Source organism: Hydrogenophaga sp. (assembly GCF_051860785.1).
GTDB lineage: Bacteria > Pseudomonadota > Gammaproteobacteria > Burkholderiales > Burkholderiaceae_C > Hydrogenophaga.
This window is the reverse complement of record NZ_JBIMLB010000003.1, coordinates 121,018-134,108: the sequence shown is the minus strand read 5'-3', so window position 1 is coordinate 134,108 and position 13,091 is coordinate 121,018. Positions and strand designations below refer to the sequence as shown.

Here is a 13,091-nt window from a genome sequence, read left to right as displayed (position 1 = left end):
CTCAAGGCTCGTATTTGTAGCCGAGCCCGTAGACGGAGTGGATGAGGTCCTGGCCCGGTAGCCGTTCTTCGATCTTGCGACGCAGCTTCTTGATGTGGCTGTCCACCGTGCGGTCGGAGACGATGCGCTCGTGCTTGTACATCGAGTCCATGAGCTGTTCGCGCGAGAAGATGCGGCCAGGCCGCGCACTCAGCACCTTGAGCAACTGGTATTCCACGGCGGTTAGGCCCAGGTCATGTCCGGCGATCGTGGCGCGCCACTCCGCATCCTCCAGCTTCAAACCGTCCGGCAAACCTTCGGTGGGCGGGGCCGCATGCGTGCCGCGCCGCAACACCGCCTTCACTCGGGCCACCACTTCTCGCGGGCTGAAGGGTTTGCAGATGTAGTCATCGGCGCCGAGTTCGAGGCCCAGGAGGCGGTCGATTTCTTCCACGCGCGCGGTGACCATGATGATGGCCGGCGTTGGTCGCCCTGGAATGCCGGTGCGCAGCGCCTTGCAGATGTCCAGCCCGCTCTTGCCAGGGAGCATCAGGTCCAGCAACACCAGATCGATGTCGTGGACCTCCAGCCAGGGCTCCACCTCGTCACCGCGCGTGAGATGGTGCACGTCGAAGCCGGATTGCTTGAGGTAGTCCAGCAGCACGCTGGCGATCTTGCTTTCGTCTTCGACGATCAGGATGCGGTCAGCCATGCGCAGCTTCCGTGTTCAGGGGCAGCCAGATGTCCCAGCGCAAACCGCCAAGAACACTGGCAGACGCCTGCATGCGGCCGCCATGGCCTTCGACGATGGCGCGTGCAATCGCCAGGCCCAGGCCCGATCCACCACTCGCGCTGGCGCGCGATTCGTCCACGCGGTAGAGCCGCTCGGTCAGGCGCGGCAAGGCCTCAGGCGGTACGCCGGGTCCGGTGTCCTCCCATGTCAGCTGGGCTTCGTTGTCGTGGCGGCGCAGCTGCACGCTGAGCGTGGCGGGATCGGCGCTGTAGCGCTGCGTGTTCTGCAGCAGGTTGGACAGCACCTGATCCAGGCGGTCGCCATCGGCGCGGATCTCGACGCCCTCGGCGAGTTCGCTGCGCACTTGCAGGGGCTTGCCAGGCAGGCCAGAGGCATCGCTCAGGTGATGGCCAACGAAGCGACCCAGATCGACAGGAGCGAAACGGTAGTCGAGCGCGCCCAGGTCGGACAGGGACAGCAGGCGAAGGTCTTCCACCAGCCGGGTGAGACGGCTGACCTCCTGTGCGAGCGAATCGAGGTTGGCCGTATTGGGCTGACGGATGCCGTCCTGCAGGGCTTCGATCTCGGCGCGCAGGGTGGCCAGCGGCGTGCGCAGCTCGTGTGCGATATCGGCGATCCATTGTCGTCGGGCCTGCTGCGCGGCCTGCAGCGAGATGGCCATGTGGTTGAAGGCCTCGGCGAGCTGGGCCAGTTCGTCGTGTCCACGTGCGGGCAGCCGCACGCTGTAGTCGCCCTGCGCTACGGCAGCCGTGCCTTCGCCCAGCACATGCAGGCGTCGCGAAAGCCAGCGCGCGATCAGTGCGGCGTTCAGCAACACAGCGGCCAGCATGCCCAGCGCAATGGCGGCGAAGGTGCGGGTCTGCTGGGCCAGGAAGACGCGTTCGAGCGAGGCCACCATCTGCAGTCGCGGCACGTAGCCGAGGTAGCCCACGAGTTGCTCGTTGACCAGAATGGGCTTGAGAACGGCTTGTTCGGTGCGGCCTTCCGGGCCCGCCAGCAAGTTGCGCTCGGGATCCAGCAGCAGCAGCCTGGGATCGATCGTGAAGGTCGGCGGCACGTTCGGCGCTGGCTGGGCGGGCAGCGGCACGCCTGGCGCAGGAGGTGGGGCGATCGCGCCCGGTGCGGGCGGGGAGAGTTCTCCGGCGCGGCGCGGCATGCGGCCCGTGCCCAGCACTTCGCGCGAAAGGTCTTGCCAGCGCTGGCGGTCGTCGGTGATCCAGGCCCAGTTACCGTGCTGCCGATAGCCATCGGCCAGTCGCACGATCATGGGCTGCAGCCGGTTTTCATCGGCCTTGTTCAGGTATTCGACCAGACCCTTGTCGAAGCTCCAGCTGTAGATGAAATAGGCCGACATCACCAGCACGATGTTGGCGCCCGCGATGGCCAGGAACAGTTTGACGCGCAGGGTGTCGAATCGCGAGAGCCAGGCGCGCGGGCGGTTGGGCAGGGTGGCACGGTCGTTCGACATGGTGAGCCCAAGCCTAAACCCAAATCTTTCAAACTTTGTGCAAACCTGGTGACCGGGCGTGCTCATTCTTTCCATATTTCTCGGGCACCATGCGGGCTCATTTCCGGCACATGACCATCACGAACTCCAACCATATGAACGAAGTCAATGCCCCTGTCGTCCGCCGTCGCCGCCCCTGGCGGCTGGCGCTTGTCGCGCTGGTGGGCCTGGCCGTGCTGGGCGCAGGCGGTTACTCGTGGTACCGCTGGGGGCCGGGCGCCAAGACCGAGAGTGCCTACATCACGGCCACCGTGCAACGTGGTGACATCGAAGACCAAGTGAGCGCCACCGGCTCCCTGCAACCTCGCGACTACGTCGATGTCGGTGCTCAGGTTTCGGGTCAGTTGCGCAAGATCCATGTGGAAGTGGGCAGCGAGGTGAAGGAGGGCGACCTGCTGGCCGAGATCGATGCCGAGACTTCTCAGGCGCGCGTGGACGCCAGCAAAGCCCAGTTGCGTTCGCAGCAGGCACAGATGGCCGAGCGGGAACTCAACCTGGCCAAGGCCGAGCGCGACCTGCAGCGCCAGAAGAACCTGATGGTGGAAGAGGCCACCACCGCCGAGACGCTGCAGAACGCCGAGACCGCTGTGAAGACTGCGCGTGCGCAGATCAATTCGCTCAAGGCTTCGATGGAGCAGTTGCAGGCCAGCATGCGGGTGGAAGAGGCCAACCTCAAGTTCACGAAGATCTACGCGCCCATGGCAGGTACCGTGGTGAGCATCACCGCACGCCAGGGCCAGACGCTCAACACCAACCAGTCCGCACCCACGATCCTGCGCATCGCCGATCTCTCGGTCATGACGGTGCAGACCCAGGTGTCGGAAGCCGACGTGAGCAAGCTGCGCGGCGGCATGCCGGTGTACTTCACCACGCTGGGTGGCCAGGGGCGCCGCTGGTATGGCGAACTCAAGAAGATCGAACCCACCCCCACGGTGACCAACAACGTGGTGCTCTACAACGCGCTGTTCGAGGTGCCCAACAACAACCGCAGCCTCATGACGAGCATGACTGCGCAGGTGTTCTTCGTGGTGGCCGAGGCCAAGGACGTGCTGGTGGTGCCCATGTCCGCACTGACGATCCAGCGCGGAGCACAGGGCAACCGAAGCGGGCAGCAGGGAGGTCCTGGCGCCCGCACGCCCGGTGCGACCCCACCCGCGCCAGCTGCGTCTTCCGGCGCCACGCCGGCACCGGCCGCACCGGCCAGCGCGCCCGCAACGCCGCGCGGTGCCAACACGTCTTCCCTCATTCCGGATGCGGCGTTCAAGACCGTGGCCGACACGGTCGTTGCGCAGGCCAGCGGTGCCGCCGGAGAACGCCCGCGCATGGACCGCGAGGCGTTCCAGAACATGACCGAGGAAGAGCGCGCCCGTTTCCGCGAGCAGCGCCGCAAGGAGCGTGAGGCCGCGGGCGGCGCCGCGCCTGCTGGAGGCGATCGTCCGCGCATGGGCCCAGAAGCCTTTCAGAACATGTCGGAAGAGGAGCGAGCCCGCTTTCGCGAGCAGCGTCGCAAGGAACGCGAGCAGGCGCAGTCCGCCGGCGGCAACGGTGCCGCTGCGCCGGGCGCAGTCACAATGCCGCGTGTACAGCCTTCCCGCGATGCCGCATCTGCGCCCAGCAAGGACGCCGCCCGCTCGGCCGCTTCCAATGTGAGCGGCATTCCCCGCAACGATGCCCCCACGCGTCCTGTGCGCGGTCCGCGTCAGGCCAAGGTCAAGGTGATGGCCGAGGACGGCACGATCGAAGAGCGTGACATCACCATCGGCATCAGCAACCGCGTGCATGCCGAGGTGTTGTCCGGCCTGAAGGAGGGCGACCGCGTGATTGCTGGCGTGCGCGAGCCCGAGCGCCGTCCTGCGACCCAGCAGCAGGGCGCGGGCGTGGGCCAGGGGGGGCCAGGTGGCATGCCGGGTGGCATGGGCGGTGCCGCAGGCGGGGCGCGTCGATGAGCCAGTTGCCGCAGTCGCATGAGGCCGAGGCGTTGCGCGCTGCGCCGCATCGTGCGGGCGTGCCGTTGATCGATCTGACCGGTATCACCAAGACCTATCAGAACGGCGATCTGTCGGTCGAGGTGCTGCACGGTATCGACCTGCAGATCTATCCGGGCGAACTGGTCGCCATCATGGGGGCCTCGGGTTCGGGCAAGTCCACGCTGATGAACATCCTGGGCTGCCTGGACAAGCCCACCACCGGCCACTACCGTTTCATGGGTCGGGACGTTTCCGAGCTGGAGCGCGACGAACTCGCCGAGCTGCGCCGCGATGCCTTCGGTTTCGTGTTCCAGAGCTACAACCTGATCGCCACCGGCACCGCGGCCGACAATGTGGAAGTGCCTGCTGTCTATGCGGGCATCCCCCCGGCCGAGCGCCATGCGCGTGCGGCCGAGCTGCTCGGTTCGCTGGGCCTGGGCGATCGCATGCACCACCGGCCCAACCAGCTCTCGGGTGGCCAGCAGCAACGCGTGTCCATCGCACGGGCGCTGATGAACGGTGGCCGCGTGATCCTGGCCGACGAGCCCACGGGTGCACTCGACAGCAAGAGCGGTGCCGACGTGATGGTGTTGCTCAAGGACCTCGCCGCACAAGGTCACACGGTGATCCTCATCACCCACGCCGCCGAAGTGGCGCAGCACGCGCAACGCGTCATCGAAATCAAGGACGGCAACATCGTGGCCGACCCAGGCCCGCGCCCGCCCGAAGGGCCGGCGGCTTTGGCCGCGCAGAACTGGACGGCGCGTGCAGGCCGCATCTCGCACCTGAGCGATGTGGTCGAAGCCGCCAAGACCGCGCTGCGTGCGCTGCGCGCCAACGTGTTCCGCGCCATCCTCACCCTGTTGGGCATCGTGATCGGTGTGGCTTCGGTGATCGCCATGCTCGCCATCGGCGATGGCGCCAAGCAGGTGGTGATCGACCGCATCAGCGCGATGGGCTCCAACCTGTTGCTGGTTCGACCCGGCGCACCGAACCAGCGAGGCTTCCAGAACATCGCCACTCTGGTGCTTTCGGACGTGAATGCGATCGACAAGGAAGTGCCCAATGTGCTGGCGGCCGTGCCCGAACAGAGCAGCACCGCCACGCTGCGCTACGGCGAGTCCGATTACTCGAGCAGCATCCTCGGCACGTCCTCGAAGTTTCCGCTGGCGCGCCAGTGGAAGGTGGCTCGCGGCACCTTCTTCACCGACGAGGACGAGCAGGAGTACGCCACCGTGGCGGTGCTAGGCCAGACCGTGGCCAGGGCGCTGTTCCCGGGGGGCGAGGAACCGCTGGGCAAGTTCGTGCTGGTGAACAACCTGATCTTCCAGGTGGTCGGCGTGATGAGCGCGCGCGGCGCTTCACCCAACGGGCAGGATCAGGACGACGTGGTGCTGGTGCCTTACGCCACCAGCCAGTTGCGCCTGTCGGGCCAGCGCTTTCTGCGCAACGTGACGGTGGCGGTGGCCGACGTGAGCCGCATCGACGAGACGCAATCGGCCGTGGAGTCGCTGCTGGCCGAGCGCCACGGCGTGATCGATTTCCAGATCCGCAACATGGCCTCGATCATCGACACAGCGACCGAGACGCAGAACACCATGACCATCCTGCTCGGGTCCATCGCCGCGATCTCGCTGCTGGTCGGTGGCATTGGCGTGATGAACATCATGCTGGTGAGCGTGACCGAGCGAACACGGGAGATCGGCATTCGCATGGCCACCGGCGCACGCATGCGCAACATCCTGCAGCAGTTCCTGATCGAGGCGCTGGTGGTGTCTGCGCTCGGTGGCCTGATAGGCGTCGTCATTGGCCTGGGCGTGGCCTTCGTGATTGGCGCTACGGGCACGGCGGTGCAGTTCTCGATCACGCCGGTGGTGCTGGCGTTTGGCTGTGCGTTTGCTACCGGCCTCATCTTTGGTTATCTGCCTGCGCGCAAGGCTGCGCAACTCGATCCTGTCGTGGCCCTGTCTTCCGAATGAGCACAGTGATGAAACCGTTTCAAATCCCGTTGGCCAGGCCCCTGGTGCTCGCCGTGGCCCTGGCGCTGCAGGCCTGCGCCACGACCGAGTCGGCCCGTGGACCGGTGGTCGAAATGCCTGCCGCCTGGAGCCCGGCCGTGCCGCCGACCGAGGCGCCGCAACTGACCTCGGCATGGTGGCAGTCCTTTGGTTCGCAGCCGCTGGAGCGCCTGATCGAAGAAGCCCAGGCCGGGAGCCCCGACCTGCGCATCGCCATCGAGCGCATGCGCCAGGCCGACATCGCCCTGCAGCAGGCTGGCGTCTCGCGCCTGCCTTCTGTCAATGGCAGCGTGGGTGCCTCGGCGGGTCAGACCGATGCCCCTGGCAGCCCGTCCACGTCGCGTGAGTCGAGCAGTGTGGGTTTGTCGGTCAGCTACGAGGTCGATCTCTGGGGTCGCATCGCGGCTGGCGTGCGCGCGGGCGAGGCGTCGTTCCAGGCCAGCCAGTACGACTGGAAGACCGCGCGCCTCACGTTGCTCACGGCCGTGGCCAACAACTACTTCCTCTGGCTCAACACCGCGGAACGCCTGCGCATCGCGCGCGAGAATCTGGCCATCGCCGAGCGCGTGCTGGCCATCGTGGAAGCGCGCCAGCGCAACGGCGTGGCCACCGCACTCGAGGTTTCGCAACAACGAACCACCGTGCTGTCGCAGCGCACGGCCTTGCTGCCCATCGAACTCCAGCAACGGCAGACCGCCACGGCGCTGGCGCTGCTGCTGGGCCGGGTGCCGCAGGGTTACGTGCCCGAAGCGGGCGAATTCACCGAGTTGCGTGTGCCCGCGCTCTCGCCGGGCCTGCCGGCGTCGCTGCTCACGCGACGGCCTGACCTGGCCTCCGCTGAAGCGCAACTCGCCGCGGCCGATGCCAACGTGGAGGCGGCGCGCAAGGCATTGCTGCCAAACCTGTCGCTGTCCTTGTCGGGCAGCCTGGGCACCTCCGCCTTGCTGAGCCTCGCGGATCCCACGCGCAGTGTGTCGCTGGGCATCTCGCTGGCGCAGTCGATTTTCGATGGAGGTCGTCAGCGCCTGCAGATCCGCAGCACCGAATCGCAGCGTGTGGTGCTGATCGAGAACTACGGCAAGGCCATCCGCACCGCGCTCAAGGAAGTCGATGACGGCCTGGGCAACGTGGACCGCAGCCAGCGGCAGGAAGCCCTGCAGCGCGAGGTGGTGGCGCAGGCCCGTCGTTCGCTGCAGCTGGCCGAGTTGAGGTACCGGGAGGGCAGTGGTGACCTGCTGTCGGTCCTCGACGCACAGCGAACGCTGTTTTCCGCGCTCGATGCGCTCGCCACGCAGAGCCTGTCGCGCCTGAGTGCGGCCCTCGATCTGTACAAGGCGCTGGGCGGGGACTGGTCGGGTCCGCCCCCTCCGTTGTCCTGAGTGTCGCCAGCCCTGGCGAATTTTCAGCGCTTCCAGCATATTTCTAAATGAGAATCGTTATAATTCTCAGGCTGATAAGCGCAGGCGGTTTCCGCCCTCGCGATGTGCCTCCCTCCGTTGGCTCCCGACCCGTTTCTGCGTTTGCCTTACTCCCGTGAAGAACCCCTCGGCCGCTCCTGCGGCGTCCAACCGTGCCTACTGGCTCAAGACCCTGCACCAATGGCACTGGATCAGTTCGGCCCTCTGCCTGATCGGCATGTTGCTGTTCGCCATCACGGGCATCACGCTCAACCACGCAGCAGACATCGCGGCCGAACCGAAGGTTCAGCAGAAGGTGGTGCAGTTGCCGGCCGAACTGCAGACCGCGCTGGCGCCCAGGGACGACGAGCCGGAGAACGCCGCGCTGCCACCAGCGGCGCATCGCTGGCTGGCCCAGGCGCTGGATGTGAGCCTGCCGGATGCGCAGGCCGAGTGGTCACCCGAAGAAATCTACCTCTCGTTGCCGCGCCCGGGTGGCGACGCGTGGCTTCGCATCGAGCGCGAATCGGGCAGCGTGGAATACGAGCGCACCGATCGCGGCTGGATCTCGTACCTGAACGACCTGCACAAGGGCCGCCACACCGGGCTGGCCTGGAAATGGTTTCTCGACATCTTCTCGGTGGCCACGCTGGTGTTCTGCATCACCGGCCTGTTCATCCTCAAGTTCCACGCGACGAACCGCCCCTCGACCTGGCCCTTGGTGGGCATGGGGCTGGTGGCGCCCCTGTTGCTCGTGATCCTGTTCATCCATTGACTGTCGAAGGAGCTGCGTTCCCATGTTGATCCGATACGCCACCGCCATTTCCGCGGCGGGGTTTGCATTCCCCGCACTGGCCGCCGACATGGCGCTCAAAGTCGAGATTCCGCGCCTCACCGTGGCGGAATACCACCGTCCCTACGTGGCGATCTGGATCGAGAAGAACGACCAGTCCTTCGCCGGCAACCTCGCTGTCTGGTACGACATCAAGATGCGCAACAACGAGGGCACGAAGTGGCTCAAGGACATGCGCGCCTGGTGGCGCAAGAGCGGCCGTGAGCTGACGATGCCGGTCGATGGCCTTAGCGGCGCCACGCGCGCGCCGGGCGAACAGACCGTGCAGTTCGCCGACACCACCGCGCTGGGCAAGCTGGCCCCGGGTGAATACAACGTCGTGCTCGAGGCGGCGCGCGAAGTGGGTGGCCGAGAAGTGGTGAAGGTGCCCTTCGTGTGGCCTCCCAAGGCCGCCACCACCACACAAGCCCGTGGCGAACACGAGCTCGGCGCGATCAGCGTCACCGTCAAACCCTGACCCGACTGGAGACCCTCATGAAAAACACTTCCGTTCGCGCACGCGTTCTCACGCTGGCCGCTGCGGCTGCCCTCGCGTTGCCCGCTGCCGTACATGCTCACCGCTCGTGGTTGCTGCCCTCGGGCACCATCTATTCGGGCCAGTTGCCCTGGGTGTCGGTCGATGCCGCCGTCTCCAACGACATCTTCTATTACGAGCACAACGCCGCAGGTCTGGACAACCTGGTGGTGATCGGCCCCGATGGCCAGCCCGTGCAGGCCGAGAATCAGGCCAAGGGTCGCTACCGCAGCATGTTCGACGTGAAGCTCGAGAAGCAGGGCACGTACCGCATCGCGCTGGTCAACGAAGGCATGACCGCCAGCTTCAGGGTGGGTGCGGAGACCAAGCGCCTGCGTGGCACGGCGGAGTCGCTGGCCAAGGAAATCCCGGCCAATGCGGAGGATCTGCGCGTGAGTCAGTCGCAAGGCCGCGTCGAAACCTTCGTGACCTCGGGCAAGCCCACGACTGACGCCCTCAAGCCCACGGGCCGTGGCATCGAGTTGGTGCCGGTGACGCACCCGAACGACCTGGTGGAGGGCGACACCGCCACGTTCCGCTTCATCGACAACGGCAAACCCGCCGCTGGGTACTCAGCCACCGTGATCCTGGCCGGCCTGCGTTACCGCAGCGAGCTGGGCGAGATCCGCACCACCACCGACGACAAGGGCGAGATCAAGGTCAAGTGGCCTGCCGCCGGCATGTACTGGGTCAACATCGCCCCGCCCCGGGCGCCTGGCATGGGTGGCCCAGGTGGTCCGGGCGCCGGAGGCCCTGGCGCTGCTGCAACCGCGGCAGATGCACAGCGTCCTGTGCCCACCGGCCCCGCCGGCACACTCGCCGAACCCGTGCGTCGCTCGGGTTACAGCCTCACGCTGGAAGTGCTGCCGCGCTGATGAATCGCGTGTTGGTGCCGTTGCAGCTGGACGGCACAGTGCCCGTGCTGGGTGCCCGCAAGCACACCCTCTGCGGCGAGACCATGGGCACCACCTGGCGGGTGCTCTGTGCGACGTCGCAAGCCTGCCCGGTTGAAGTTCTGCGGGTCGCCATTCAGGAAGAGCTGGACCTGGTGGTGGCGCAGATGAGCACCTGGCTTCCCGGCTCCGATCTGGATCGCTTCAACCGGGCGCCAGCAGGCACCTGGCACGCGCTGCCCGAACCCTTCGCCGGGGTGCTTGAGGCAGCGGTGTGGATGGCCGATGTGTCCGGTGGTGCCTTCAATCCTGCGGCGGGTGCGTTGGTCAATCTCTGGGGTTTCGGCCCCAGCCCCCGATACACCGATCCCGGTTTCAAGGTGCCCACCGAGGCGGCCGTGCAGACGGCGCTCGCCCACACCGACTGGCGCGCGCTGCGGTGGGATGCCGACCTGCGCCAAGCCTGTCAACCCGGCGGCGTATGGCTGGACTTCTCCGCGATTGCCAAAGGCCATGCAGTGGATCGCGTATCGCGGCGGTTGACCGATATGGGCGTGCGAAACACCCTGGTGGAGGTGGGGGGTGAACTGCGCGGCCAGGGCTTTGGTCTGGCGGGTCAGCCCTGGTGGGTGGATCTTGAGTCGCCGCCGGCCGCGCAAGGCGCACACGCGCTGTTGCCCACGCGCGTGGCCCTGCACGGGCTGTGCGTGGCGACCTCGGGCGACTACCGGCGCGCTTTCACGCATGGCGGCGCGCATTGGCCGCACACCATCGACCCACGCCAGGGCCGTCCTGTGGACCATGGCCTTGCTTCGGTGAGCGTGCTGCACGAAGAATGCCTGTGGGCAGATGCCTGGTCCACGACGCTCACGGTGTTGGGACAAGAGGAGGGCATGGCGCTGGCCGCCGAGCATCGCATTGCCGCGCTGTTCGTGCAGCGGGAATGCGATGGCAGCCTCCGCGAGACGCTCACGCCCGCCATGGAAGAACTCACCGGATGACGCGAGAACAGATCGCACAGGCCCTGGCCACGGTGCTGTGTTACGCCCTGATGTGCGGCGCCATCGCCTGGCGCTACCGCCAGCGCCAGCGCGAAGCACAGCGCCGTGTGGACGCCCTGCTGCCCGCCACGCCGGGCGCCCCGGCGTGGTGGGTGACTTACGCCAGCCAGACTGGTCAGGCCGAAGAACTGGCCCTGCAGACCGCGCAGGCCCTGCACACCGCTGGCGTGCCGGTGCGGCTTGCGCCTTTGAGTCAGGTCAGCCTCGCCGATCTGCAATTGGCCGATCGCCTGCTGTGCATTGCCAGCACCTATGGCGAAGGCGACCCGCCCGACAGCGCGGTGCCTTTTGCACGCCAGGTCATGGCCAGTGCGGCGGTGAACCTCTCGCACCTGCATGTGGGTCTGCTGGCGCTGGGTGACCAGACCTACGCGCACTACTGCGGCTTTGGTCGCGCGCTGGACGGCTGGCTCATGGCCCGTGGCGCGCAGCCGCTTTTCGAGCGGATCGACGTGGACAAGAGCGACCCGCAGGCCCTGCAGCGCTGGCGCCAGCACCTCGCCCACCTGGCCGGCACCAACGACCTGCCCGACTGGGAAGCGCCCGCCTTGCAAGTCTGGCGTTTGCAGGCGCGTGCACACCTCAACCCTGGCAGCGCGGGTGAGCCGGTGTGCCATCTCGTGCTCGTGCCCGACGCGGGTGACGCCTTGCCTGAGTGGCAGGCAGGCGATCTCGTGCAGATCGAGGCGCCCAGCGCGCCCGGCGAGCCGCGCGACTACTCGATTGCGTCGGTGCCGCAGGACGGTGCTTTGCACCTGCTGGTGCGCCAGAGCCGGCGTGCCGACGGCGGCCTGGGCGTGGCCTCGGGCTGGCTCACGCAGCACGCAGACCTGGGTGCATCGATCATGCTGCGCGTGCGTGCGCACAGCGGGTTCCGCATTGGCGACAACGCGGGCCGACCGCTCATCCTGATCGGCAACGGCACGGGGCTGGCAGGCCTTCGCGGCCACATGCGGGGACGCCTTGCCGCCGCCGGATCATTGACCACTGATGCGGCGCGCCCCGAGAGCGTGGCACCCATGTGGCTGCTGTTCGGTGAGCGCAACGCGCGTTGCGACGCCCACCATCGTGATGAGATCGATGGCTGGCTCCAGCGAGGCTGGCTCAGCCGTGCGGACTGGGTGTTCTCGCGCGACCAGGAAGAGCGCCGCTACGTGCAGCACGCGCTGGCCGAATCTGCAAGCGGCGTGCTGGAGTGGGTGGAGAAGGGCGCCGCCATCTACGTGTGCGGCAGCCTGGAGGGCATGGCAGGCGAGGTGGACCAGACGCTGCAATCCATCCTGGGTGAACAGGCCTTGCAACAGCTGGCGGCCGACGGCCGCTATCGGCGCGACGTGTATTGAACCCAGAGCGCCCGCGGAACCGGCTTTGCCGGGCCGCAGGGTGCGCCCCCTTGAGGGGGTGACGCCGCAGGCGGCGCAGGGGTGATCGCTAAGCCTCTGCCCATTGCTGGAGGAGCTTGTGGTAGTGACCGGTCAGTGCCACCACTTCCGCGGTATCGCCCAACTGATGACGCAGCTTGAGGATGGTCATGTCCAGTTCGAACAGCATTGAGCGCCGCCACGCGTCGCGCACCAGACTCTGTGTCCAGAGGAACGACGCCACGCGCACGCCGCTCGTCACCGGCTCCACGCGGTGCAAGCTGGTGGACGGGTAGACGATGGCGTCACCCGCATCGAGCTTGATCTCATGCGTGCCGAAGCTGTCTTCAGCAATCAGTTCGCCGCCTTCGTACTCATCGGGCGCGCTGAGAAACACAGTAGTGGACACATCGGTGCGCACCTTCTGGCCGCTGAAGCGGTCGGTCTGGATGGTGTTGTCGATGTGGTTGCCGTAGTGCCCGCCACCTTCGTAGCGGTTGAACATCGGCGGAAGCATGGTGTTGGGCAACACCGCCGAGACGAACAGCGGGTGGCGCTGAAGTGCAGAAGCGATGCGTTGGGAGAGTGGCGCAAAAACCGGTGATGCGGCGTCGAGCTGCAGGTTCTGTTTGACGTTGGCCGCCTGCGGGCCGGTGGACCGCAGGCCGTCGACCCAGCCCTCCGTGTCCAGCGTGCGACGGATGTCGGCGACCTCGGCCGCGGTCAGTACCTGGGGAATGTGCAGCAGCATGAGCCTGGGTTCCTGAAATGGGAAGAGGCCCGCGTG

Annotated in this window: 11 protein-coding genes; 8 read left to right on the top strand and 3 right to left on the bottom strand. The window is 66.8% G+C overall.

From position 1 onward, the window contains the following. Position 1: 1 nt before the first annotated feature. Positions 2-691 carry a response regulator gene (locus ACTIF6_RS05840; protein WP_439587063.1) on the bottom strand — a complete coding sequence of 230 codons (690 nt, stop codon included), beginning with the start codon at positions 689-691 and terminating at the stop codon, positions 2-4. Continuing rightward, entirely contained in the window at positions 684-2,201 is a 1,518-nt protein-coding gene (locus ACTIF6_RS05835) for an ATP-binding protein (protein WP_439587062.1), read from the bottom strand. The genes ACTIF6_RS05840 and ACTIF6_RS05835 overlap by 8 nt, the downstream gene beginning before the upstream one ends. Before the next feature lie 134 nt (positions 2,202-2,335). Here ACTIF6_RS05835 and ACTIF6_RS05830 point away from each other — a divergent pair, with 134 nt between their 5' ends. From ACTIF6_RS05830 to ACTIF6_RS05795, 8 genes are all read left to right on the top strand, one after another. Next, positions 2,336-4,186, top strand: coding sequence for an efflux RND transporter periplasmic adaptor subunit (locus tag ACTIF6_RS05830; protein WP_439587061.1), 1,851 nt, complete (start codon positions 2,336-2,338; stop codon positions 4,184-4,186). Further along, positions 4,183-6,186: a MacB family efflux pump subunit gene (locus ACTIF6_RS05825; RefSeq protein WP_439587060.1), complete on the top strand. Its 2,004-nt coding sequence runs from the start codon at positions 4,183-4,185 to the stop codon at positions 6,184-6,186. Before ACTIF6_RS05830 ends, ACTIF6_RS05825 begins: the two co-directional genes overlap by 4 nt. 8 nt (positions 6,187-6,194) lie before the next feature. Continuing rightward, positions 6,195-7,604 (top strand): efflux transporter outer membrane subunit, encoded by a 1,410-nt coding sequence (locus ACTIF6_RS05820; protein WP_439587059.1) that lies wholly within the window; start codon positions 6,195-6,197, stop codon positions 7,602-7,604. A gap of 154 nt (positions 7,605-7,758) precedes the next feature. Next, positions 7,759-8,397 carry a PepSY-associated TM helix domain-containing protein gene (locus ACTIF6_RS05815; protein WP_439587058.1) on the top strand — a complete coding sequence of 213 codons (639 nt, stop codon included), beginning with the start codon at positions 7,759-7,761 and terminating at the stop codon, positions 8,395-8,397. A 22-nt stretch (positions 8,398-8,419) separates the two neighbouring features. After that, a complete protein-coding gene (locus ACTIF6_RS05810; RefSeq protein WP_439587057.1) occupies positions 8,420-8,932 on the top strand; it encodes a DUF2271 domain-containing protein in 513 nt (170 codons plus the stop codon). A gap of 17 nt (positions 8,933-8,949) precedes the next feature. Next, complete coding sequence (locus ACTIF6_RS05805) at positions 8,950-9,864, top strand: DUF4198 domain-containing protein (RefSeq protein WP_439587056.1); 915 nt, start codon at positions 8,950-8,952, stop codon at positions 9,862-9,864. Beyond that, positions 9,864-10,883, top strand: coding sequence for an FAD:protein FMN transferase (locus ACTIF6_RS05800; protein WP_439587055.1), 1,020 nt, complete (start codon positions 9,864-9,866; stop codon positions 10,881-10,883). The genes ACTIF6_RS05805 and ACTIF6_RS05800 overlap by 1 nt, the downstream gene beginning before the upstream one ends. Beyond that, complete coding sequence (locus tag ACTIF6_RS05795; RefSeq protein WP_439587054.1) at positions 10,880-12,286, top strand: sulfite reductase subunit alpha; 1,407 nt, start codon at positions 10,880-10,882, stop codon at positions 12,284-12,286. The genes ACTIF6_RS05800 and ACTIF6_RS05795 overlap by 4 nt, the downstream gene beginning before the upstream one ends. An 88-nt stretch (positions 12,287-12,374) precedes the next feature. Here ACTIF6_RS05795 and ACTIF6_RS05790 read toward each other — a convergent pair whose 3' ends face one another. Next, entirely contained in the window at positions 12,375-13,055 is a 681-nt protein-coding gene (locus tag ACTIF6_RS05790) for a Fe2+-dependent dioxygenase (RefSeq protein ID WP_439587053.1), read from the bottom strand. Positions 13,056-13,091 lie beyond the last annotated feature (36 nt).

What these genes read in the sequence shown, in the direction of transcription:
- ACTIF6_RS05840 (WP_439587063.1), bottom strand. Translation starts at nt 691, where the DNA reads ATGGCTGACCGCATCCTGATCGTCGAAGACGAAAGCAAGATCGCCAGC.
- ACTIF6_RS05835 (WP_439587062.1), bottom strand. Translation starts at nt 2,201, where the DNA reads ATGTCGAACGACCGTGCCACCCTGCCCAACCGCCCGCGCGCCTGGCTC.
- ACTIF6_RS05830 (WP_439587061.1), top strand. Translation starts at nt 2,336, where the DNA reads ATGAACGAAGTCAATGCCCCTGTCGTCCGCCGTCGCCGCCCCTGGCGG.
- ACTIF6_RS05825 (WP_439587060.1), top strand. Translation starts at nt 4,183, where the DNA reads ATGAGCCAGTTGCCGCAGTCGCATGAGGCCGAGGCGTTGCGCGCTGCG.
- ACTIF6_RS05820 (WP_439587059.1), top strand. Translation starts at nt 6,195, where the DNA reads ATGAAACCGTTTCAAATCCCGTTGGCCAGGCCCCTGGTGCTCGCCGTG.
- ACTIF6_RS05810 (WP_439587057.1), top strand. Translation starts at nt 8,420, where the DNA reads ATGTTGATCCGATACGCCACCGCCATTTCCGCGGCGGGGTTTGCATTC.
- ACTIF6_RS05805 (WP_439587056.1), top strand. Translation starts at nt 8,950, where the DNA reads ATGAAAAACACTTCCGTTCGCGCACGCGTTCTCACGCTGGCCGCTGCG.
- ACTIF6_RS05800 (WP_439587055.1), top strand. Translation starts at nt 9,864, where the DNA reads ATGAATCGCGTGTTGGTGCCGTTGCAGCTGGACGGCACAGTGCCCGTG.
- ACTIF6_RS05795 (WP_439587054.1), top strand. Translation starts at nt 10,880, where the DNA reads ATGACGCGAGAACAGATCGCACAGGCCCTGGCCACGGTGCTGTGTTAC.
- ACTIF6_RS05790 (WP_439587053.1), bottom strand. Translation starts at nt 13,055, where the DNA reads ATGCTGCTGCACATTCCCCAGGTACTGACCGCGGCCGAGGTCGCCGAC.